Genomic DNA, 22,289 nt, shown 5'->3' with positions numbered 1-22,289 from the left:
CGGTCACCTCCTTAGAAAATTAGGTGTTAATTAAATCTCCTTCATTGACCCAGCTAAGTCCTGAACCCGGTTGAAAACCTTCCTTTTCAGCATACAAATCGTGAGTTAAACTGGCGAAATTGTGCATTTCCAACAAAAATACAGATCCCGATTTGCGCAAATCGAAGACTTTGTGATAACTAAAACAATTTTCGCAAAACTGAACTCGACACAAGTCATCTCTAACAAAAGTAAATAATCCTAGTTGATTTTGGTTTTCGTTTTTGCAATAAGGGCACTTAAGTCTCGGGAATTCCCATTGCATACTACACAACCAACATTCCAACATCTTTTTGCCGTCTTTGGACCTGAGTAATCCGTAGTGTGGCTTATTAAGACAGATAGGGCAGTAACCGTGACCATTTTGCCAATCTGCTGTACTAAAACCAGCTATGATATTTCTTATATTTTTTAATTCCAATAGAGTAGAAAAAGAAAAAATTAGGATTAAATTGGTGAAATCCCTTTTAGCTGGAAATTGTTGATTGACTTTGCTTATCAGTTCTCCAATCTCATTGAGTTTTACGTGTTCCTGATAGGAAGATAATACAGTTTTCAAATCTGTTAACCAGATATTGATATCTTTGGTTAGTAACCGATTTTTTTGTTCTGCTTTAATCTGTTTTACAATTTGCTCTACAGTACTTATTAGGTCTGTTAGAGAAATTTGTATATTGTTTAGTTTGGCTGGTGTTTCTTTGCAATTGTGTTCTATTTTTAAATCTTGGCGGAATTTATACAGTAGCTTAATAAGCCATTTCAAATTTTCAAAATCAAAGTAGTACTTCTGGCAATTTTCTAGTTCGTATTCCAGCTGATCTTGTGACATTTTCTCCCCCCTTTGTTTGTGCTTATTAAAATCAGATGTACAAAAAAATGTAAAATTTCAATAAATGTAGTATTTTTAAAACTAGTGTTTAAAAAATTAGGAAAATTAAGAATATTATTAATAATAATATTCATCACTGTTTAGTTCAATATGAATTTAATTGGTTTTATATTGACTTAACTAATTCTCTTATTATTCTTATTCCGTGATTACACAAACTATCCTCCAAAAAAATATTTGTATCATTTAAAAATTTTTTATGACCATAATCCATTCAATTAGAAATTTTACAGTGTCATCAACTAAATATTCGAGATAAATATTACGAACAATAGCAGAAAGTCCACTGCTTTAGCTGTGGGAGTAAGTTAAAGTGCCTATCTCTATACATTCGGTTGACAAACCTTTCCTACAAATGTAAGATGTAACTACAAGGATTACATATGTAGGAGGGGTTTTTGTGGTTAAAAAAACTAATAAAATATCCGATTCCGAATGGGAAGTCATGGAGGTTTTGTGGGATGATTCCCCAATCCCTTCTAGTGCTATTATAGAAAGATTACAACCTCAAACAGACTGGAAACCCAAGACTATTCACACCTTGATTAGTAGATTAGTAAAAAAAGGTGTTGTTGGGGTAGAGAAAAATACTACACGTTACTTGTACTATCCTTTGCTGTCGAAAGAGGAGTGTAGGCTTACGGAAACAGAAACTTTTTTAGAAAAAGTATATAATGGATCAGTTTCTATGTTAGTGGCAAACTTTATTAAACAGGACAGATTATCACAACAAGAGATAAATGAACTTAAAAAACTTTTGGATGACGATACAGAGGGTGAAGCCCGAGAGGATAACAGTAAAGACCAAAATGGTCATGTTGTGTATGAAGGACATGATGATTGTAAAGGTGCTGACCGCCATGATGAGTGTGAAGGGCATAAAGGCCATGATGAGCTAGGGGGAAATTGATATGAATGCAGTTGATATATTTTCTATCATTATCACACTGTCACTTATGGGAATTGTGGTTACAGGTCTAATTTTATTGATCAAATTTTTCTTTGGTAGGGTACTGACCCCTCGCTGGCATTATTTTATTTGGATGCTACTGATTATAAGATTGTTAATTCCCGTTGCCCCTGAAGCATCTGTCAGTATATATAATTATCTACCCTTTGTTCAAGAACATTATCATACAGAAAATATAGAAACACTTTCACTAAATGAACTTCTTGAACAAGCTGATTCTGACTCTTCCCAGGCCCCGGGAGTAGATGTGCAAGAACAATCACCTGAAACCGAGAGTACAGATGAAGATCTGAGTAGTGGCAGAGATCTGGCCAGTGGCAGTGATTTAAGCAGTAAAGAACAGGGCGAGAAGGACTCATCTCCAGGCGTTCACCAAGATGAAGTACATAGAGGTAGTGACAGCAGTAGCAGCAGTATTAGCATAAACAGCAACAGTATCACAAGGATTTTTAGCTTAGGATTTGAAGAAATCAGCCGCATTTGGCTGTTAGGTGTTCTAGTGTTCAGTGGTATTTTTGTATTTTCTTACTACAAGCTTAAATACAATATTAAAAAGCATGAAGTTGCCACTGATAAAAATATTATGGAGATTGTAAATAAAAGTAAAACAAAATTGGGTTTTCAGGGTGAGATAAAAGTTATATCTACTAATTCAATCAAAACTCCTTTTGTTTTGGGTGTATCAAAACCTAAACTCGTATTACCTGAAAATTTAACTGAATATCTTTCAAACGAAGAGATTGAATATATTATTTTGCACGAACTATCCCATATTAAACAAAAAGATGTGGCTATTATATGGGTGAGCACTATCCTACAAATTTTACATTGGTTTAACCCGGTGATTTGGTATGCTTTTTCTAAAATGAGAAGAGACTGCGAATTCGCCTGTGATGAATATGTCATGTATTATTTGAACTCCCAAGAGAGAAAGCAGTACGGTCATACCATTCTTAATGTATTAAATGGTATTGCCAACCAGAAAACTTTACCTGGTACTACGGGAATAGCAAATAACAAATCTGATTTAGTGAGGAGAGTTAAAATGATTTCAAACTTTAAAAGGCCTACAGTTAAGCTTTCTGTCATTGCCATAAGCTTAATTGTTCTGACAGGTTGTATAGGATTATCGGGACCATCAGATGGTTTAGATGCCGATGATACTGTACCAATACCCGATGAAGTGCTAGAAAAGCAAATTCGAGAAGAACTTGAGATTGAAGATGGGGAAGATATCACCAAAGCAGATATGAAAGAGCTGACACGATTAAATATTCCAGAATCATATGAAGATGAGAATCTAAAGAAGGATGAGCCCCCGCGGGTGGATGACTCCCTAGGGGAAGATGAGAATGTAGAGAAAGATGAGAATCTAGAGGAAGATGATTCCCCAGAAGATGATTCCCCAAAGGAAGATGAGTATCCAGAAGACCTTACGGGCCTTGAATATGCTTCAAATCTAGAGGTGCTTCACCTGCATGGCGATCAAATCACTGACTTATCACCATTAGAAGATCTGGAAAACTTATCTTCAGTAGGCTTTTATGGGGCTGAAATAGACGATCTTTCTCCCTTGTTTGGAAATGAAAATTTATCGATGTTGTTCTTAACTGAAACTAATTTGGATGATGAAAATGTGGAGCAGATAGCCAGTAATTTTCCCAAATTGACCTGGTTGATTATGAACAAAAATCACATCACAGATATATCTCCACTTCAAAACCTGGAGAACTTAAGCCTGTTATCAATAGCTCAAAATGGGATTCAAGATATATCTAGTATAGAGAGTTTAGATGGTTTAAATACCCTTATTTTAAATTCCAATCCCATTGACGATCTATCTGCTTTGGCTGAACTAGAAGAGTTAAGCACACTAGCGATAGATAATCTTCAAATTGAAGATTTATCTTATATAGAAGGACTGACAAATTTAGGTTCACTTCATGCTAACGAAAATGAAATCCATGACTTCACACCTCTTGAAAACTTAGACGATCTAAATGTTCTACATTTAAGTGATAACCGTATCAGTGACTATCAAGCTTTAGAAGAGATGGATAATTTAGAGGACCTGAATTTGGCAGATAACCCAATTGGTGTCGAGGAAGGAAGTACCTTAGAAATTATTGATTTTCTTGACGACGATGATATGAATATAGAATTGACAAAATCCTACGATGAAGGTGATTTATTTGTGTATCAGTCAAATGATAATCTTAAAGTAGCTATGATAGAACTGGAAAATGGAGGTTTTCAATTATCTCGACACGAATTAACTCATCATGAAGAGGTAGATCCTGAGAAGACTTTTTCCGGAAGAGTTGGTTCTAAGTACCAAAGTGTCTCAGAATATTATTTTCATTACTCATGGATATTTGAAGAAGATGTCGATAGTGTAATACTGGAGACTTCCTCGGGAGAAGTTGAAGCCGCTGTGTCTGAAATAGACGGTGAATATTTCTGGGGAAAACTACTACCTGTTAATGCTGATTTGCCTACTGTCGTGGATATAGAATAAGTCGAATAACTTGAGAGCTGTGCAAAATTGTTTCGTTTATGTCAGCTTATACATTATTTATGCTAATATGGCGCGCGATTATGATATTTTATTGATGGCAAGCTATTAAGGACTTACAATTTAGGTGAAAGGAGGTACTAACATTAACTAATTTATAAGGAGCATTCCTGTAATGAATTAAAATGAAGATTGATAAAAAAAGTACCTCCTGCTAATATACGAGGTGTCGCTACACCTAGAAATGACGACCCTTAATTTAAGCAGAGGAGGTACTTACCATGAAGTATACCCAAAATGAGAGAATTAATCAAGTAAAAGAGTCAAGTTTGATTATCGGAGTAGACATTGCAAAAGCAGAACACGTAGCAAGAGCTCAGGATTTTCGGGGTGTGGAGTTTTCGAAACCAATCACCTTTGAAAACACCAGGAAAGGTTTTAAGAAGTTTTTAAGTTGGCTAGAGGTAATCAAACAAGAACAAGCAAAAGAAGAAGTCTTAGTAGGTATGGAACCTACTGGCCAATACTGGCTGACTCTAGCTCAATTTTTAAAGCAAACAGGTATCCAAACTATTTTAGTAAATCCAAATCACGTAAAGAAAAGCAAAGAACTAGACGACAACTCACCAACTAAAAATGATATTAAAGATGCAAAAGTGATAGCACAGTTAGTAAAAGATGGCCGTTACTCAGTACCCAATATCCCTACAGGAATATATGCAGAACTACGGAATGGGATGAATTTGCGAGATCGGCTAACAGATGACTTAAGGCGTGTAAAAGGTAGGGTAGACAATTGGTTAGATCGCTACTTCCCAGAATTCAGCACAGTGTTTAAGAACTGGGATGGAAAAGCAGCACTATTAACTTTAAAAAAATTTCCCCTACCAAAAGAAATATTAGGTCATAGTGAAGAAGAGATAGTAAGTTGCTGGAAACAAGAAGTAAATCGAGCAGTAGGTAAAAAAAGAGCAAAAAAGCTGAAAGAAGCAGCCCAAAACAGTACTGGGCTAACAGAAGGCGAGATAATGGCAAGACAAGAATTGAAAACCCTATTGTCGCAGTATGACGCTTTAATAGAAGAGTTAGAACAAGTACTTGTTCAGATAGAAAATATTTTAAAAGAAATTCCAGGAGCAGAAGAAATGATGAGTATTCCTGGAGTAGGGATGGTAACAGTGGCAGGATTTTTGGCTGAAGTGGGTGATCTTTCTAATTATCAACATCCAAATCAAATTAAGAAGCTGGCAGGCTTAAATCTAAAAGAGAACAGTTCAGGTAAGCACAAAGGTGAAACCAAGATAACCAAACGAGGTCGACCTCGTTTGAGAGGACTCTTATATCGCTGCGTGATTCCATTAGTAGCCAAAAACCCTGAATTTAAGTTATTACACGATTATTATACCACAAGGCCAGAAAATCCCTTAAAAAAGAAACAATCGCTTGTAGCATTAGCGTGTAGATTGATCAGAGTTTTGTTTGCCCTAGGTACCAAAAAGACACCTTATAATGGCAGGATGATGTTAAAGAACAGTTCATTAAATTTATTGCAGGATGCTGCATAAGCAGCCAAATTGGAGTCTTAAGAATTTATACTACATCCACAAAAGGAGCACGGAGAAGCCAGTCATAATAATCCATTCGGGCATTGACCCTGCTAAGGAGCAAAACTGGCCTCCACCCTTGGCTAGGTAGAACGAAGGAATTTATAAGGGCCATAATGGACCCAGTGAGATATGGGAGGTAAAACCACCAAGGAACAAGTGGAGATCCATTAAATGTGCCACCATATTTTGCCAGGAACAACCCTTATTTAAAGGTACTCCTGTTTTACAAAAATTGCATTATATGAAATTTTCTTCCTAGTCCTTAAAATGGATGGTAGTGAAATCTTGAGAATGAGTGAGTATATTGTCAAGCATCTCCAATAACTTCAGAAGAAAATGAAAAGACACCTGCAGAAGAAAAATATTTAGAAACAGAGTAAAAATTAATTAAATTTTAAAAACGTTAGTACCTCCTTTTTTTTAATTAAACAATATCGTTAATTTCTAATTTCATATAGACTAACAGCCTTCAACACAGGAAAGTAAAGGGAGTAGTATTATAGGATCAGCAATACTAAATTAGGGGGAATTAGATGCTCGGAAGAATTGGCATTTTTGAATCAATTTTAATCTTGATTGTTTTAGCTATTATTGTAACGGGAGGATATTATTTAGTGAAGAATGCTGTGAAAAAAGGAAAGTTAGAGGCCCAAGAGAAAATTGATACTAAAAATGAAAACGAAGATGAATCTGACTTTAGCAAAAAGTAAGAAATACTTTCTGATTTTGAGTAAGATAACTATTATTATGAGAATTTATAATCACCATAAAATCTCAAAAATTAACAATCGAGGGAGCTATGCTCCCTCACTCGGGAAACCCTCCTCGCTCTCGATTTCTTCACTGTATTTAAGTTCTTCCTATAGGTAATAATACGATTGTTTATACCAATTATTTGATAGACTCTTACACTGACCCTTGACAGACTCCAATAATTATTTTCCTCAATCTTTTATATCCACGAACACTGGACAGGGCAGTTTTATTAATTTTTTTAAAAATCACTTCATAATTGCGGGAACACGTATTTTTTACTTCCAATATTTTATTTGTATTCACTATAAAAGATTTATGACATCTTACAAACTCATTGGTAAGTTGTTCTTCAAGTTCATTCAAGTTCAGTGATACAATACAACTATAACTATTGTCGCAATATATTTGCGACTTTCTTGTTTTTTTAATTTTTTCTATGAATATTATACTTTGTAGAGGAATTTGAATGATTTTCCCTTGTTCATTAAAAGCTATTTTTTTGATTTCTTCATGTTCTGTAAAGCTTTTAATTTTTTTCGTAGCTTGGCCGATAACTTCAAGTAAACGCTCTTCATCAATAGGTTTAACTAAATAATTGAAGGGATAAACTTCAAATGAATTTAAAGCATACTCTGAATACCCTGTTAAAAAAATAAGTTCTATATCCTCACTTATTTGTCTAATCACTTTAGCAGTTTCTAAACCGTTTCTGTTTTGTCCTGTTAGTTCTATATCTATTATACCAAGTTCTATCTTCTTATCGGTTATTAATTGAACTTGCTTTTTCTGGGTTAAAAGTGGTGTGTACGGTACTTATATCGGGATTTTTTTCGATAATAGTTTTATAATATTTCCTTGTGAATTTTTCGTCTTCTAAAATTAATGCTTCCATAACTTCATTTCACCTCTGTTAAAAGATTATAGGGGTAGCCTACCCCCCTATAATAAGACTTTAGTTCACTTCCAATTTTAAAGGCGATTAAATTAGACAATCGTTTTATCATGCTGAACTTCCTCCTAAATCTGGGGAAAAATAATAAAAAACTCGGTTTTATATTTGGTTGAACTAACTTCTATTTCAGCATTGTAATTTTGCGTAATATTCTTAACTATGTGTAAACCATATCCCCTGGCATTCCCCTTAGTTGAATATCCCTGTTCAAAAATTTTACCTAGATTATTCCTTGATATTTTCGAGCCATTATTAGAAACAATAATCATTTTCCTCTAGAATCACTTATAAATTCAAGCCCAACATATTTTTTTCCTCATTGTTGATAACTGCCTCAAACGAGTTATTTATAAGGTTGCCAACTAATGTATTTAAATCCCATGATTTAATATTCCATTGTGAAATATCGTCTTTAATAGCAAAGTCAAAATCGATATTTTTTTCATCCGCTAATTTTTTTTGAGTATTTAACGTGATATTTAAAGCAGGATCTTTAACATATGAATACATTCTTTGTTTTTTTCTTGATTTGGAATTTGATTTATGTATTTACTTGCTTCTTGATGTTCACCTAATCCGATCATAGCTTTAACAGTTTCTGAATTTCGCTTGTGTTCGTGTGATTTAGTATTGAGCATGTCTATAATTTTTTTAGTTTTATCTACATAGTTATGTAAATTTTTCACCTCTATAGTTTTTTTATTTTTCATCAAAAATTTTATTACGAACAAACTCATTATTGTTAGGCCAGTAATTAAAATAGTGGTTATTGTCGGAAAAAGATTATAGGACTGGATGTTTATTGATAAAATAAAATGCAGAATAACATCTGTGATTAAAGCTGTGTTTAGAGTAATGAATAATATTATTTTTCTTTTTTCATTTGTTTCCCAATTTGGTAATTGCAAATCTGATATATAAAAATTAGTTTTATTTAAAACGATGTAAAACCCCGCAGCCCTATAAAAGTACACAATAGTGTCAGTGATCCATAAGTGACTATAGTGTGATACCCTTGAAACGGATTGAAAATCCTGGATAAATAAAGTATTGGGCCTCCTAATATGTTTTGAATAACTAATTATAGAAAAATTTTCCTTAACCTTCTTCGATTCACAAATAGCCGCTATACAAACATGAAAAGGATATTGTAAAACCTAAATGATGCATATTTTAATTCTTAACAATAATGATTTATAGCACATGTCAAATTTTGTCAAATGGTCACCTTGTGTTAAAATCAAATATAATAAAGTTTAAAGGGTTTTTTGTCTTATAGAAAACTGGAGGTGGCTTAAATTGAATTTTAAAAAAGGTTTGTTGGTTGTGATAGTATCTGTTTTGTCTCTGTATTTTGTTAGTGGTTGCAACCAGCAGAGTTCTGGGATAGGAGAACCTGAAGAAAATCTTACTATAGAGCCGGCGGAACTATCCTTTGAAGCCGAGCGTGCAATTGTTCCCCTTGGTGATCATACCTGGATATATGATTATAATTTCGTAGAAGGCGAGAATTTTGGAATTGAGCTTGAGCATTACAAGGATGGGAACTTGGAAGATAGTCAAACTGTTTTAAATGTCAGTTCAGAAGATACAGGTAATATCACTATCAATAGAAAAGGTGAAGAATGGAAATTTGCGGCCATTCATGGACAAACATCAGAAGAAGTTACGTGGAATGGAAAAACAATTGAAATCGAACTACCTGAACACCAAAACCCTTCAACAAACTTTATAGGACTAGAAGAGGGAATAGAGATAAGTGATGACAAAAATATCATAGCAGGAGCGGTTATTGCTAATGCCGAGGGAGTAGATAAGTATTCAGATATTAAAGATATCAACGATAAAGAAACCAGAGAAAAAGTTATAGAAGAATACAACCATGTATATTTGATAAGAATTGCTAACTAAAGTTTTTTCTAACCTCCGAACTTCATATATATTTTCTCTAGCACAAATAAAGCAGGGCTTATAATCCCAAAGAATCCCCAGAAAAACATAGAAGCTTCTCCACCGACATAACTTCCGAACATCATACCTATAAAACCTGTTATTAATGAAATTAAAATTAAAAGCAAATTTTTCTCCCTCCCGCCGGATATCTAAAGATATCAAGTATCGATATAATTATACATTATTTAGTAATACCATTAAAGAGTATAGAGTCAATAATATTTTTAGCATATTTCTAAAATCCCCTTTCTCTAGTTCCTCTCGCAATTGATTTAAGGCTTTCTTTTTATTTTTATTGACAGCTTGCACACTTGTTTTTAAATCTTCGGCGATTTCTTTTTTGGTTTAGTTTTCAAGATAAAGCATTTGAATTGCTTGTTGTTGTCTTGGCGTTAGTTTTTCTATGGCTTTAAAAATTTTGGATTACTAATAATATTTTTTAAAGTATTATCGCTTTCTGTTATCTCTTGATCCAGATCATTGTAGCTATCTGATACGAGATTTAGCACTTCTGCAACCATATTTATACTTGTTTAGAGATAATTTTATAATCAGAATTAAACCTCTATGGCAAATTGAGAAATCTTATTAGTCGAAAAAAGTATAAAATGTAGGAATGATTAGAAGGAATATTAAGACAATATAAAGAAAATACTTATTCGACAGACAATAACAACAAATGACAGATAATATTTATTAGCGATTTGAACTAGCAGGTTTAAAACATAGGAGTCTGTTAAGTTGTTATGAAAAATAAGCTCACTTGCTCGCAAGATTTCAAAAGATTTGGCATTCAAGCGGCATTATTACTATGTAAAAGACAAAAAGTCCTATTACGATTAGAGTAATTAATCCCAGCAACTTGAGCAGGAGTAGACTGATTCAAAACATTGCTTGGTGACCATGATTATCAAAACCAAACTTATTAAACTTGTCAGAGCAGTTGTTATTGCATCTAGGGCATACAACTTTAGTCATGAATCAGTCTCCTTTCTCCCGGAGGGTTTTGATTTCTGTCTAAAACTATCTTAACTCCGGGACGGAGACTGATTAAATATCATATAACTTAACAGAACTAAACATAGAGAAAGGGGATTATATATGGGAAATTCTTTAAATAAGAAAATTTTAATGCTTATGTTATTAATATCAGTGGTCGTTTTTTCTCTACAAATTTATTTTATTATTGGATCTTATCGAGAAGATTTAAGTAGTGAAGCAGAATCGCACTTAATATCCAGGATCGAACAAGAAACAGAAAACATGAACTCTGACTTTTTGAGAATAGACCAAAGTGCTAAAGGCTTGAGTTCTTTAATTGCAAAAAGTCGTGATACTGATATGAATTTAGATTATATAAAAGATTTTATTACTGAAATTGACCTTGTCATGGGTTCTGGTTTTTGGATGGAGCCTTATCAATATGAAGAAGACGAAGAATTCTATGGTCCATATGTTCATCAAGAAGAAAGTGAAGTTTTAGTAACTTGGGAATATAGTAATGAAGAATATGATTATTTCACTCATGATTGGTATGAAGCTGGAAGAGATAGTGGAGAATCAGTTTGGACTGAACCTTATTATGATGAAGTTTCAGATATTACAATGATGACCTATTCAACACCAATTTTTTCAGATGATGAAATAATAGGTGTTACTTCTATTGACATTAATTTAGAAGGTTTACAAAGTTACGTTGAAAATATTAGTATCGGAGATAATGGAGAAGCCTATTTAATAGCTGATAATGGCAATTTTATAGTAAACCCTCATATAGACGAGCCCGGAATTAACATTGAAGATCAGGAAATGAGTAGTCTAACTGATGTTGCTTCAGATATATTGTCAGCTGAAGGTGATCAGTTAAATACTGCTATGATTAATGAAAGCGAACATTTCGTTTCTCATGCAGATATAGGAGATACAGGTTTAAAATTGATTTTGACTCTTCCAACTGAAGAATTAGGCATTCAAAATCAAGTATACTATCTAATTATTATATCTGTTATTAGCATTTTTGCTTTTTTGCTAATTTTATATTTTATGATTAAAAATTTAGTAATCAATCCTATTAACGAGACTAAAGACTTTACTGCAGTGATTGCCGAAGGCGATTTTACTAAAGAGATTTCTCAAAAATATATCAATAGAAAAGATGAAATTGGAGATTTAGCTAGTAATTTTGATTCTATGCAGAAGAATCTAAAAGATATTATTACCAATATAATGAGTGTTGCAGATAACCTTGCTACTTCTAGTGAAGAGTTATCGGCTTCTAGTGAAGAAATTTCTACTTCCACAGAGGATATGGGTAAATCTGTACAAGAAATTGCTTCTGGTGCTGAAGAACAGTCTGCTCAAGTGGAGGAAACTAAAAGCAATGTAGATAGTCTAAAAAATGAAATAGATGATATAGGATACAAATCCACAAAAATGAATAAACAAGCTAATAACGTGATTGAAAACATAGAATTGGGAAATGAGTCGATAAATAACTCTATTAATCAGGTTAAAGATGTAAAAAATAGAACTCTTGGAGTTACAGAGCAAATTAACAAATTAGGCGAACTTTCAAAAAAAATAGGAGAGATAACTGATATAATAAACGACATCTCATCTCAAACAAATTTATTGGCCTTAAATGCTGCAATTGAAGCCGCCCGTGCGGGAGAAGCTGGCCAAGGGTTTAGTGTAGTAGCTGAGGAAATAAGGAAGTTAGCTGAAGAAACATCCAATTCTACAGAACAAATTACCAGCTTGATTAATGAGATACAAGAAGGAGTTCAAAAGACAGTTGCTGAAGTTGACGATACCAATAATTCCGTTGATAATAGTGTTTCTGTGATTGAATCCACTGCAGACAATTTTTATAAAACCAATCAGGAAATGGAGAACTTAAGTCAATATATTAAAGAAATTTCATTAGGAGTAAATACTATGAATGAAAATAGTGAATTTGTTATTAATGCAGTTAATGAAATTTCTCAAGTAAGCCAAGAAGCAGCACAATATGCAGAAAATGTTGCTACAGCTACTAAAGAACAAGGTCATTCCACAAATGAAATCGTTGAAGCAACATCTGAACTTGCAGAAATGGCGGAAAAACTAAATGATATAGTGAATCAGTTTAAGATTTAATTATCAATTGGGAATTTAACTTTTACCAAAGGGAGTGTCGTATTCTTTTAGCTATGACAAAAAAACCAGGATTAACATCACGTTTAGATCAAAGTTTACTTCAAAGCTTAGGTCCAGGTTTAGGATTTGTATTTATAATTGCTTTGTTTTCGCTATTTGTTAATTTTTTATATGATCCAGTAAGTTCGGTGATAGTTGCACTTTTAATTGGACTTCTTTTGAGCAATCTGTGTTCTATCCCAGAAAGCATTAATCCAGGAAGTGATTTTGCTGCTAAAAAGCTTTTAAAACTGGGGATAATTTTAATGGGGGTTAGGCTCAGTTTTTTTGAGATAATTGAGCTCGGAAGTTTATCTCTACTTATAATCATAGTATGTATATTACTTGCACTTACATTAGTTACACAACTATCTAAAAAATTTGGCGTACCATATAATCTGGCCATCTTAATAGCAATAGGAACGGCCATCTGCGGAAATAGTGCCATTGTGGCTAGCTCACCAATTATTAAGGCCAAGGATGAGGAAGTAGCTTTTTCTGTTGCCACTATTACGACTTTTGGCTTGAGTGCTATAGTTATCTATCCTCTCATTGGGATGATGCTAGGGATGAGCTCTTTGGAGTTCGGAACCTGGGCAGGAACGGCCATAAATGACACGGGCCAAGTGGTGGCTGCTGCCTTCTCATTTAGTGAGTCTGCTGGAGAAGTCGCCACAGTTATCAAGTTGACCAGGAATATATTTATTGCTCCCTTGTTATTATATCTGTCTTATATAAGCAGCAGAGATATCAGAGACGGTGAAAGAGAATGTGAAAGAGACGGTGAAAGAGAAAGTGAGAGGGTAGGTGAAAGTGAATGTAAAAAAGAAAGTGAATGTAAAAAAGAAAGTGAAAGTAAATGTGAGGGAGTTGGGGAAGGAGAAAATCATGGGAATGAGCAAGCCAGTAAGCGGGTTAGCTTTATAAAAGTCTTTCCCTGGTTTGTTATCGGTTTTTTGGTCATGGTAGCCCTCAGGACTGTAGATATATTTCCTCAGCTTGGAATCGATATTTTGAGTAATCTATCCAATTTATTGATTGTTATGGCCCTTGCCGGTATAGGGCTGGGGATAAATTTATCATCTTTAAAAGAACTTGGAATTAAAGCATTTTTGACAGGTCTACTTGCATCTGTGATTATGGGTTGAACCAGTCTTATTTTGGTATTATGGATGATTTAACTATAAATAAACAACTTTCTGTAGATAAAATAAAGCAACTAATTGATGAAGCATCTGATATTGGGATGGTTGGTGTTTATTGGACTGGTGGTGAACCACTAATGGAGTATAATGATTTATTAAAATTATCTGACTACTCATCTAGAAGAAGTTTACGTCCAACTGTTATAACAAATGGTGGTCTTATAGGCGCTTATGGTAACTATAAAAAGCAAAATCAGGAAATACTTGATAGAGCTGGATTATTCGATTTAAATACTGCAGAAATAGTAAAATCATTAAAGGATGCCGGTGTTATAAGAGTTTACTTCAGTGTGGATAGTAGTCATACAACCCTTAAAAGTGTTTATTCAGATGCTTACAATGCTGTTCCTACTGAAGCTGTATCTAGAGCAATAAATGAATTTTTGAACGAGGGCTATGGTAAAAAACATACATTAGATGCAATTGGTCATCAGCTAAGAATAACGGCAAGTTCTAGTGGTTCACTAGATGAACCTACAAATCAAATTGTAGAAGAACGTAATGAGTAAATTAGGAATGAACTTAAGAGAAGAATTAAAGAATGGTAATATTTACGAAAATGAAAAAGGAAAAGTTTTTTTAAGAGAGTTAAATGTAGCTAGCCTTGGAGATGCAGAAAAATTAGATGATGACATTTTAGAGAATAGAAAGGGTAAAGGATTATTTGATATTGAATGTCCACATTTCATTCCAAGGGAAAAAGCATACGATGGTGGAAAACATCATGGGGATTTGTTCATAGATTGTGATGGAATAGTATATACATGTGGGAATCATGCTTTTCCTGTAGGGGATGTCTATGAAGAATCTTTAGCTTCAATAATAGACGGTATTAATAATCCACGGCCGGATGGGCGCTTTGGATTAACGAGAAAAGTTTATAACTCCTTATTAGTACTATCAAGGTATATGGTAATTGAAAATATGGCTATAGGTAAAGTTTTTCAAATGATATATCAAGAAAATCCAAAATTGATAACTAATATTCAAACCCAATGTGGTGCATGTAGTCGCTTGGGATACAATGAGGATTTCAAAAAACATTTCTAAAAGCTAAGCAGACTGACTTGGATTAATATAGTATCGACAAAATAAATACCTTTAAATAACTCTTCATTTTTTCTTCAATATCGTATTCGCCGTTTTCCAATGTCCAATTATGCAAAACACCCCATGTAAAAGACATACAATATTGGGCTAGCTCTTTGCAGGACAATTTATCTGTAAATTCACCCTTTTTCTGACCTTCATCTATTATCTCTAAAAGGATTTTGAAAAAAGGTCTATCATAATCGTTCATAAAATCATTCAAAACCTTTGTTTGGCTCTTAAACAGGTTATTTATTATATCAACACCTACTCCATAACCACAATACGCAAATTGTTGCATAAAATAAGTTAACTTTTCAGTAGATGACATTCCATCGAGTTTAGGTAATACCTCCACAGTATAGTAGTCATCTACATCTCTGAGCAATTGGATTAATAAGTCTTCTTTTGAGTTAAAGTAATGATAAAAAGCCCCTTTAGTAAATCCTGACAAGGAGCAAATTTCATTTATTGATACATTGTCATAACCTTTTTTTCTTATTAAATCAATTGCAGTAACGAAAATTTTTTTCTTATTTTTTTTGGCTTTTAGTTCTCTACTAGTATATCTCATTTTATAATTGCATCCTTTCTTATTTACAGTTATTTTAATTATATTTTGATTAGTTTATATTGTCAATTTCAGGCAGATTGCGATAAACATCAGCATAAAGCCTACTGGATTACCGTGGGAGTATGTCAATCTAATTAAAATAATTCCAATCCCATAGCATTACCATTTCCCCAAACTGTCATCTTTTATTTGGGAAGAATACAATGAATTTGCAAAATATCTTGAAAAGTTAAAATATGTTATAATAAAAAAAGCATGAGAGTAAGTGGAACTATACTTATTGAAGTAGGTGATAAATATGAGTATGGAAAGGCTCAGAGAAAAATTTCTTAATTATTCAAAAGCTTTAACTAGACTGGAAGAATCATTAGATAGGGATGAAACAGATGATATAGTTTTAGATGCGGTAATCCAAAGGTTTGAGTTCAGCTATGAACTTTCCTGGAAGTTAGTTAAAACCTACTTGTCTTATAATGGAATAGCAGAGGTCAGGTCACCTCGAGAGGCTTTCAAAGAAGCTTTTGCAGCTGGATTGATAACTGAAGGTGATGCATGGATAGATATGTTAGAGGACAGAAATCTAACAGCCCATACTTATGATGAAGACCAAGCCAAAAAAATTTATCAGAGAATTAAAAGTAAACACTACAAAATATTAAAAGAGCTTAAAGACAAACTTGGCAGGGAGATCAAATCATGAACATTGGTTTAGAAGATAAGAAAATCCAAAAAATTGTTTCATTGTTCAGTAAGTATGAAGCGGTAGAAAAAGCAGTAATTTTTGGCTCTAGAGCTAGAGGTGATTTTGCGTACAATTCGGATATTGATATTGCAGTTTATACAAATGGACAATCTGTAACAGGACTTCAGACTGATCTGGAAGAAGCTGCCGGGATCTATAAAATTAATTTAATAGTAATGGACGAACTAAATAATGATCAACTTAGGCAAAATATTGAAAGAGATGGTGTAGAAGTGTATAGGGCATGAGAAACTTTTATATTCCTACGGAGGAAAAGGAAATATGGTATAAAAAGAAAAGACCCATGAATTGGGCCTTTTCTAAGTGATTACTCCATTAAAATCAATTTTCATAGACTCTAGGCTATCATTTCCATAGCATTACCATTTCCCAGACTGTCATTCCTTAGACTATCATTATATACTGACGGCTGCATTAAAGGCTTCATGGAGAGCTTCATAAACCGTTCTGGCAGACTTAACATCACCAACTGGTTTTACTACCATGCCATTTTCTCGGATAGACTTTACAAAATCACTGCCATGTACTGGTTGCCTACCTACTGCGCAGACAATAGTATCTGCTTTTGTGATTATTTTCTTGCCAAATTTATCAACTGTCAAAACTCCATCTTCATATATTTCGACTATTGGTGTATTGAAATTAACTGTTACACCGTACTTTTCAAATAGTCCAGAGGGTCTTAATAATGCGATCCCCCCTATGCCTAAATCTGTTTGTGGTAGTGTTTCAAAAACGTTTACTTTTTTACCTGACTTTGCGATATAGTAGGCGGTTTCAGCACCTACAAGTCCACATCCTATTACAACAACATTTTCCCCTACCTCTTTATTACCGAGTAATACTTCATCCGATATAACTGTATTTTCTACTCCCGGAATAGATGGCACTACTTCTTCGGAACCTGTAGCTAATATCACTTCATCTGGATTAACTTCTTGGATAAATTCCAAATCTGCAGATTTATTTAATATAAGGTTTATCTTTAACTCTTCAAGCTGCTGCTTGTACCAATTAATTAATTTTTTAAATTTACTTTTGAAATTGGGGACTGCAGCTACATTTAATGTTCCACCTACTTTTGATTCTTTATCCACTATTGTAACATCATGTCCTCTCATGGCCGATGTCCTAGCAGCTTCTAAGCCACCGGGCCCAGCTCCTATTACAAGGATTTTCTTTTTATTTGCTGCCTTAGGCAGATCCTTTTCGGTTAAATATTTCCACTCATTACCTACTATAGGATTGACGGCACATCTCATGTCCCTAAGAAAGGCTATTCTTTTGCCACATTCAACACATTTAACACATTGTTTGATTCCTTCTATATTTTCTTTTTCTATTTTCGATACCCACTCTGGATCAGCAATTAGTTGCCTTCCCATAAATATCATGTCAACCTGACCTGATTCTAACAATTGTTCTGCTGCATCAGGGCTTTCTACTCCTCCGCCACTCATTACAGGCACATTTACTGTTTTTTTAATTTCTGCAGCTAAATCTATAAAACAACCTTCATTTTCTTCTAATACGTATGAAGATGGTACATAGAGGTGGATCACATCATCAGATCCTCCAGTTACGTCGAAAGCATCTACTCCAACATTTTCAAGTTTCTCAGCAGTCTTTTTAGCATCTTCTAAAGTTATACCACCATTGATTAGTTCATCTCCCAAGGACTCATCGGCACATAATCTATACATCACCGGGAAGTCTTGTCCACATTTTTCTTTAATGGCTTTGACAATTTCAACTGGAAAAAGGTCTCTGTCGGCTCCATAGTTGTCTGTTCTTTTATTGGTTAATGGAGACAAAAATTGCATAATAAGGTATCCATGTGTTCCATGAACTTGGACAATATCAAAACCTGCTATCTTTGCTCTAAGGGCGGCATCTGCAAAATCTTGGACATATTGGTTAACTTCTTTTGTAGTCAGGGCCCTTGGTGTCTTTTCTGTAGAAATTGGTTTGCCATCGATTCGGCCAATTTCACTTGGGCCGACTGCTTGTTCCACCCAAGCTTGTATCCCGGAATGTATGAGCTGTAAAACTGCTACACCGCCATTACCCTTGATGGCATCTGCAACCCTAGATAATCCAGGGATATATTTGTCATCGCTTACATTGATTGAACCTGGTATTTGAATTCCCATCTCATTTACATATGCACCTTCTACAGTTACCATACCGGTGCCACCTCTTGCCCTGGCTCCGTAATACTGTACAATTTGTTCTGTAACCTCTCCATTATGTCCGGCGTAAAGTGTAGTCATTGGTGCCATATTAATTCTATTCCTAACCTCAACACCACCTATGTTAATAGGTTCAAAAATCTTTGAATACTTTTTATCCATTATAAACGCCTCCTAATGAAATTTAACATACCGAGGTATGTCTTATGTGACTAGAGTAACATACCCCGGTATGTTTGTCAATCTAAAAGCTCTACTGTAGCGGCTATGAGATTTGTGTAAAAGCTAGTAGTTTAGACTTGTCGGTTTTTTGGTCATGGTAGCCCTTAGAACTATAGGCATATTCCCGCAGCTTGGAATCGATATTTTGAGTAACTTATCAAATTTATTTATTGTTATGACCCTTTGGGGTATAGGTCTCGGGATAGATGCAGTTGATCAGGAAGCTTTAATTCTACTGTTGGGGAGTTTTAGATGTACCAGCCCGAAACATGATTTGAAATCGAAGAGTTCAACTATCCGCAATCTTTTTTGTTTGATATTATACTCAGAACATGTCAAAATATAGAAAAGAAAAGTTTAGCCATATTAAAAAAATTAATTTTTATCAAAAAATTTTGTTAAGAAGGGAGGATTTTGTTTAGCTATGTCAAAAAATTATAGTGACACTGAAATTAATTTAAGTGAAATTGGTGAGACAATAAAAAAATTAAGACAAACTAAAGACCTAAAACTAAAAGATGTATCGGAAGAGACAGGGATTAGTACAGGTCTATTAAGCCAGATTGAAAGAGGGCAGGTTCAGGCATCTCTGGGTAGTCTGTGGAAAATCTCCAAAGCTTTGGAAGTGCCCTTGGGCAGTTTTTTTGAAGAGTTGAACCGCGAGAAAGTTAGTGTGGTTAGAAAAGAAGACAGAAAACAGCTAGACATTCCCAGATCAAATGTAATTTATCAGTTATTATCACCGGATATGAATCGCAAAATTGAGATGTTGCTAGTCACTTTAAAAAGTGGAGAAGTGGAAGAACACGAAAAAGTTACCCATGAAGGTGAAGAATGTGGCTTAGTGATTAAAGGAAAGCTTGGTATCACCGTCGGTGATGAAACTATTACCCTGGAAGAGGGAGATAGTGCTTATTTTGATTCCACTATTCCCCACAGGTTTTTTAACCCTGGAGATGAAGAGTCCATCAGCGTATGGGCCATGACCCCGCCTTCTTTCTGATAAATTAACCAAATTTTACATAGGGGGTAAAAATTGATGTATGGTGCAATACTGGCCGTTTATGTTTTGATAATCTTGGGAATTGGGTTTTACACATCGCGCTACATCAAAAACATGGATGACTTCGCCTTGGCCGGAAGAAATTTAGGACTTCCCATGTTGGTTGGAACCCTTTTCGCTTCATTTGTGGGTGGTGCAACCGTTACAGGTTGGACAGGCAGTTTCTATCAATTGGGCTTTGACTGGTGGTTTGCCGGTATCGGTTCACTATTAGGTGTAGCAGTGGCTGCTACTGTAATGGCCGAAAAAAGTAGGAAACTAGAACAGTACACAGTCCCTGACCTTCTTGAGTTAAGATACGATAACAAAACTAAAGTTGTAGGCTCCATCATGATCATTTTAGGCGATATAGGTTTGGTAGCCGTCCAAATTATCGCCTTAAGCGGAATATTAACAGCTTTTGTTGGACTTGAAACTATGCCAGCTATGATACTTAGTATAATAGTCTTTACTTTAATTGCACTATTTGGCGGTATGGTCGGTGTAGCTTTGACCGACAGTATACAGGCCATAATTATCGCTTTAGGTCTAATCGTAGGAGTGATATCTGCATTTAGTTATGGTGGAGGTATAGGTGCTGTTTTCTCGGACTTACCTGATAATTTCCTAACTCCACTAGGGACTACTTCTCCCGGTGAGGCCTTTAACAATGCCATCGCCGTATTCGGAACTACTGCCGTGTGGCAGGCCATAATTTTCTCCAGGGCTTTTGCCGCCAAAGACAGCAGAACAGCTAAAATGGGGATACTATGGTTGATTCCTACATCATTAATAGGTTACTTTTTAGTAGCTATGTTAGGTTATAGTGCTAGAAGTATTTTGGGTCCGGATGTAGTGCCTGACGAAGTTTTTGCGACTTTACTTTCTGAGGTTATGAATCCTGCCGTAGCTGCTATATTACTGGCAGTGATTGTAGGTGCCATCATTACTTCCACTAATTCATTCCTTCTAAGTATCAGCATCAATATCACAAGGGATCTTTATCAAAATTTCATTGGAAAAGACAGCAGTGACAAGAGTTTACTCAAGGTGGGCAGAGTATCTCTTGTGATTGTGGCAGCACTGGCATTTTCATTAGCTGTAGCCATGCCCGATATCGTAACAGCCATAGTGTTTGCATATACAATGTACAGCGCAGCTCTGTTAATACCACTTTATGGTGGCTATCTATGGAAAAAGGCCAACTCTACTGCCGGATTTTTAGGGATAATATTTGGCGGTGGAACAGCTGTTATTTGGCATTTACTTAATGAACCTATGGGACTTCCCCCTATGGTGCCGGCAGTAATATTATCTTTAATAGTTTTTGTAGCTTCTAGTTACATGACAGAGGGGCCGTCTAAAGAACAGTTAAAGGTGTTTGATGTATAATTGCTTGAGCTAAGCAGACTGACTTGGCAAGAAATTCAAGATAAACTGCCGGACCTGGATGTATTGTTACTTCCTGTAGGATCTATAGAACAACACGGCCCCCATCTTCCCATTGATAATGACATATATATTGCCAGAGCGTTAGCAAAGAAAATTGCCGAGGAAGCAAAGCAATCTATGAATATCTCCATAGGAATTGGAGCATCCATGCCCGTTGGCTATTCACAGCATCACATGGAGTTTCCTGGAACTGTCAGTTTCAGAAAAGAAACCTATAAAATGGTCTTAAAGGATATTATACATTCGTACTATCATCACGGTATTACTGACATTTTATTGATAAACGGACATGGTGGAAATGGTGAAATCATAAAAGAAACCTTAACAGAGATTAAAGAAAACTCCAATGGTCCAAATAATAGTCCAAATAATGTCTCCAATAAAGTTCCAAATAAACTCCCAAATAATGTTCCAAGTAATGAAAAAACTAATTTACTCGATATTTTTAACTACTGGAATGCAATTAAAGAACAAGGAGGGCACTTACTAGAAACTCAGTTCTTCTGCCACGCCTGTGAAGGAGAAACATCATTTGCAGAAGCTCTTGATCAGAGGGTACTGCGGGATGAACTGATTGATGCCCTGTCGCAAAATCCTGAACTTAGTAAATACAATCTATTCTCTGAGCCATGCGGCAATTTACCGAGTATTGAGCAAGTTAGTGCATCGGGTGTAATTGGAAACAACAAACCGGCTTCCAGAGAAACAGGTGAAAAACTTCTACAGATTGTAATAGCAAAAGCTCTTAAAAAATTGGAAGTAGTGCAGTCACCGAAAGTTATGGAAAACATGAAGAACTAAAGCATGAAAAATTAAAGCATGAAGAATTAATTGAGAATTAATTAATAAAAAAAAAATTAAAAACAAAACCCCGAAATTCCCGGGGGGAATT

General features: G+C 34.8%; 23 protein-coding genes. 14 read left to right on the top strand and 9 right to left on the bottom strand.

The genetic code is table 11. The annotated features are described in order from the left end of the window. Positions 1-19: 19 nt before the first annotated feature. Positions 20-868 (bottom strand): formate dehydrogenase accessory protein FdhE, encoded by an 849-nt coding sequence (locus NTHER_RS13075; RefSeq protein WP_012448986.1) that lies wholly within the window; start codon positions 866-868, stop codon positions 20-22. Positions 869-1,328: 460 nt separating this feature from the next. On the opposite strand from NTHER_RS13075, the gene NTHER_RS15705 reads away from it, so the two are divergent. The 4 genes from NTHER_RS15705 (at position 1,329) to NTHER_RS15995 (ending at position 6,730) form a co-directional block, all read left to right on the top strand. Continuing rightward, positions 1,329-1,838 carry a BlaI/MecI/CopY family transcriptional regulator gene (locus NTHER_RS15705; protein ID WP_012448985.1) on the top strand — a complete coding sequence of 170 codons (510 nt, stop codon included), beginning with the start codon at positions 1,329-1,331 and terminating at the stop codon, positions 1,836-1,838. A gap of 1 nt (position 1,839) precedes the next feature. Then, positions 1,840-4,416, top strand: coding sequence for a M56 family metallopeptidase (locus NTHER_RS13065; protein WP_012448984.1), 2,577 nt, complete (start codon positions 1,840-1,842; stop codon positions 4,414-4,416). Positions 4,417-4,694: 278 nt separating this feature from the next. Beyond that, positions 4,695-5,978: an IS110 family RNA-guided transposase gene (locus NTHER_RS13060; protein ID WP_012448356.1), complete on the top strand. Its 1,284-nt coding sequence runs from the start codon at positions 4,695-4,697 to the stop codon at positions 5,976-5,978. Positions 5,979-6,553: 575 nt separating this feature from the next. Continuing rightward, complete coding sequence (locus tag NTHER_RS15995) at positions 6,554-6,730, top strand: hypothetical protein (RefSeq protein ID WP_012448983.1); 177 nt, start codon at positions 6,554-6,556, stop codon at positions 6,728-6,730. Between the two features lie 196 nt (positions 6,731-6,926). Here NTHER_RS15995 and NTHER_RS13055 read toward each other — a convergent pair whose 3' ends face one another. From NTHER_RS13055 to NTHER_RS15810, 5 genes are all read right to left on the bottom strand, one after another. After that, the gene (locus NTHER_RS13055; protein ID WP_238526190.1) at positions 6,927-7,508 is read right to left on the bottom strand and encodes a LytR/AlgR family response regulator transcription factor; all 582 of its coding nucleotides are present in this window, start codon (positions 7,506-7,508) and stop codon (positions 6,927-6,929) included. A gap of 25 nt (positions 7,509-7,533) precedes the next feature. After that, positions 7,534-7,668 carry a response regulator gene (locus tag NTHER_RS16420; protein ID WP_274377056.1) on the bottom strand — a complete coding sequence of 45 codons (135 nt, stop codon included), beginning with the start codon at positions 7,666-7,668 and terminating at the stop codon, positions 7,534-7,536. Between the two features lie 125 nt (positions 7,669-7,793). After that, positions 7,794-7,997 carry an ATP-binding protein gene (locus tag NTHER_RS16540; RefSeq protein WP_041367188.1) on the bottom strand — a complete coding sequence of 68 codons (204 nt, stop codon included), beginning with the start codon at positions 7,995-7,997 and terminating at the stop codon, positions 7,794-7,796. 16 nt (positions 7,998-8,013) lie between these two features. Next, positions 8,014-8,238 (bottom strand): hypothetical protein, encoded by a 225-nt coding sequence (locus NTHER_RS15990; RefSeq protein WP_041367186.1) that lies wholly within the window; start codon positions 8,236-8,238, stop codon positions 8,014-8,016. Further along, complete coding sequence (locus tag NTHER_RS15810) at positions 8,208-8,414, bottom strand: hypothetical protein (RefSeq protein ID WP_158438290.1); 207 nt, start codon at positions 8,412-8,414, stop codon at positions 8,208-8,210. The genes NTHER_RS15990 and NTHER_RS15810 overlap by 31 nt, the downstream gene beginning before the upstream one ends. 613 nt (positions 8,415-9,027) lie before the next feature. Here NTHER_RS15810 and NTHER_RS13035 point away from each other — a divergent pair. Beyond that, on the top strand, positions 9,028-9,639 hold the full coding sequence (locus NTHER_RS13035) for a hypothetical protein (protein WP_012448981.1): 612 nt from the start codon (positions 9,028-9,030) through the stop codon (positions 9,637-9,639). 8 nt (positions 9,640-9,647) lie between these two features. On the opposite strand, the gene NTHER_RS15985 is transcribed toward NTHER_RS13035, so the two are convergent. Continuing rightward, entirely contained in the window at positions 9,648-9,806 is a 159-nt protein-coding gene (locus NTHER_RS15985) for a hypothetical protein (RefSeq protein WP_012448980.1), read from the bottom strand. A gap of 976 nt (positions 9,807-10,782) precedes the next feature. Here NTHER_RS15985 and NTHER_RS15440 point away from each other — a divergent pair. The 4 genes from NTHER_RS15440 to NTHER_RS13015 are packed head-to-tail and all read left to right on the top strand — an operon-like array spanning position 10,783 to position 15,113. Next, a complete protein-coding gene (locus NTHER_RS15440; RefSeq protein ID WP_012448979.1) occupies positions 10,783-12,819 on the top strand; it encodes a methyl-accepting chemotaxis protein in 2,037 nt (678 codons plus the stop codon). Between the two features lie 53 nt (positions 12,820-12,872). Beyond that, positions 12,873-14,006: a YeiH family protein gene (locus NTHER_RS15435; RefSeq protein ID WP_012448978.1), complete on the top strand. Its 1,134-nt coding sequence runs from the start codon at positions 12,873-12,875 to the stop codon at positions 14,004-14,006. Then, positions 14,003-14,572: a radical SAM protein gene (locus NTHER_RS13020; RefSeq protein WP_012448977.1), complete on the top strand. Its 570-nt coding sequence runs from the start codon at positions 14,003-14,005 to the stop codon at positions 14,570-14,572. Before NTHER_RS15435 ends, NTHER_RS13020 begins: the two co-directional genes overlap by 4 nt. Further along, complete coding sequence (locus NTHER_RS13015; protein ID WP_012448976.1) at positions 14,565-15,113, top strand: SPASM domain-containing protein; 549 nt, start codon at positions 14,565-14,567, stop codon at positions 15,111-15,113. Before NTHER_RS13020 ends, NTHER_RS13015 begins: the two co-directional genes overlap by 8 nt. Before the next feature lie 22 nt (positions 15,114-15,135). Here NTHER_RS13015 and NTHER_RS13010 read toward each other — a convergent pair whose 3' ends face one another. Further along, complete coding sequence (locus tag NTHER_RS13010; RefSeq protein WP_012448975.1) at positions 15,136-15,726, bottom strand: TetR/AcrR family transcriptional regulator; 591 nt, start codon at positions 15,724-15,726, stop codon at positions 15,136-15,138. Positions 15,727-16,024: 298 nt separating this feature from the next. Here NTHER_RS13010 and NTHER_RS13005 point away from each other — a divergent pair, with 298 nt between their 5' ends. Further along, positions 16,025-16,426 carry a nucleotidyltransferase substrate binding protein gene (locus tag NTHER_RS13005; RefSeq protein WP_012448974.1) on the top strand — a complete coding sequence of 134 codons (402 nt, stop codon included), beginning with the start codon at positions 16,025-16,027 and terminating at the stop codon, positions 16,424-16,426. Next, on the top strand, positions 16,423-16,716 hold the full coding sequence (locus NTHER_RS13000) for a nucleotidyltransferase family protein (protein ID WP_012448973.1): 294 nt from the start codon (positions 16,423-16,425) through the stop codon (positions 16,714-16,716). Before NTHER_RS13005 ends, NTHER_RS13000 begins: the two co-directional genes overlap by 4 nt. Before the next feature lie 168 nt (positions 16,717-16,884). On the opposite strand, the gene NTHER_RS12995 is transcribed toward NTHER_RS13000, so the two are convergent. Continuing rightward, positions 16,885-18,843, bottom strand: a complete 1,959-nt coding sequence (locus NTHER_RS12995; RefSeq protein WP_012448972.1) for an NAD(P)/FAD-dependent oxidoreductase — start codon at positions 18,841-18,843, stop codon at positions 16,885-16,887. Positions 18,844-19,327: 484 nt separating this feature from the next. Here NTHER_RS12995 and NTHER_RS12990 point away from each other — a divergent pair, with 484 nt between their 5' ends. Genes NTHER_RS12990 through NTHER_RS15430 form a run of 3 tightly spaced genes read left to right on the top strand, consistent with a single transcriptional unit; the run spans position 19,328 to position 22,198 of the window. Then, the gene (locus NTHER_RS12990) at positions 19,328-19,906 is read left to right on the top strand and encodes a helix-turn-helix domain-containing protein (protein WP_012448971.1); all 579 of its coding nucleotides are present in this window, start codon (positions 19,328-19,330) and stop codon (positions 19,904-19,906) included. Between the two features lie 36 nt (positions 19,907-19,942). Next, positions 19,943-21,337, top strand: coding sequence for a sodium:solute symporter family protein (locus NTHER_RS12985; RefSeq protein WP_012448970.1), 1,395 nt, complete (start codon positions 19,943-19,945; stop codon positions 21,335-21,337). Beyond that, complete coding sequence (locus NTHER_RS15430; protein WP_012448969.1) at positions 21,338-22,198, top strand: creatininase family protein; 861 nt, start codon at positions 21,338-21,340, stop codon at positions 22,196-22,198. Positions 22,199-22,289: the final 91 nt, after the last annotated feature.

The sequence above is a fragment of the Natranaerobius thermophilus JW/NM-WN-LF genome (genome assembly GCF_000020005.1).
Lineage (GTDB): Bacteria > Bacillota > Natranaerobiia > Natranaerobiales > Natranaerobiaceae > Natranaerobius > Natranaerobius thermophilus.
This window is presented reverse-complemented; position numbering and strand designations above follow the sequence as displayed.

Excerpts from the sequence above, each read along its gene's own strand:
- NTHER_RS16420 (WP_274377056.1), bottom strand. The coding sequence starts at position 7,668 with ATGGAAGCATTAATTTTAGAAGACGAAAAATTCACAAGGAAATATTAT.
- NTHER_RS13000 (WP_012448973.1), top strand. The coding sequence starts at position 16,423 with ATGAACATTGGTTTAGAAGATAAGAAAATCCAAAAAATTGTTTCATTG.
- NTHER_RS12990 (WP_012448971.1), top strand. The coding sequence starts at position 19,328 with ATGTCAAAAAATTATAGTGACACTGAAATTAATTTAAGTGAAATTGGT.
- NTHER_RS15990 (WP_041367186.1), bottom strand. The coding sequence starts at position 8,238 with ATGTATTCATATGTTAAAGATCCTGCTTTAAATATCACGTTAAATACT.
- NTHER_RS15435 (WP_012448978.1), top strand. The coding sequence starts at position 12,873 with ATGACAAAAAAACCAGGATTAACATCACGTTTAGATCAAAGTTTACTT.
- NTHER_RS15995 (WP_012448983.1), top strand. The coding sequence starts at position 6,554 with ATGCTCGGAAGAATTGGCATTTTTGAATCAATTTTAATCTTGATTGTT.
- NTHER_RS12985 (WP_012448970.1), top strand. The coding sequence starts at position 19,943 with ATGTATGGTGCAATACTGGCCGTTTATGTTTTGATAATCTTGGGAATT.
- NTHER_RS13075 (WP_012448986.1), bottom strand. The coding sequence starts at position 868 with ATGTCACAAGATCAGCTGGAATACGAACTAGAAAATTGCCAGAAGTAC.
- NTHER_RS13060 (WP_012448356.1), top strand. The coding sequence starts at position 4,695 with ATGAAGTATACCCAAAATGAGAGAATTAATCAAGTAAAAGAGTCAAGT.
- NTHER_RS13005 (WP_012448974.1), top strand. The coding sequence starts at position 16,025 with ATGAGTATGGAAAGGCTCAGAGAAAAATTTCTTAATTATTCAAAAGCT.
- NTHER_RS12995 (WP_012448972.1), bottom strand. The coding sequence starts at position 18,843 with ATGGATAAAAAGTATTCAAAGATTTTTGAACCTATTAACATAGGTGGT.
- NTHER_RS16540 (WP_041367188.1), bottom strand. The coding sequence starts at position 7,997 with ATGATTATTGTTTCTAATAATGGCTCGAAAATATCAAGGAATAATCTA.
- NTHER_RS15440 (WP_012448979.1), top strand. The coding sequence starts at position 10,783 with ATGGGAAATTCTTTAAATAAGAAAATTTTAATGCTTATGTTATTAATA.
- NTHER_RS13065 (WP_012448984.1), top strand. The coding sequence starts at position 1,840 with ATGAATGCAGTTGATATATTTTCTATCATTATCACACTGTCACTTATG.
- NTHER_RS13010 (WP_012448975.1), bottom strand. The coding sequence starts at position 15,726 with ATGAGATATACTAGTAGAGAACTAAAAGCCAAAAAAAATAAGAAAAAA.
- NTHER_RS13015 (WP_012448976.1), top strand. The coding sequence starts at position 14,565 with ATGAGTAAATTAGGAATGAACTTAAGAGAAGAATTAAAGAATGGTAAT.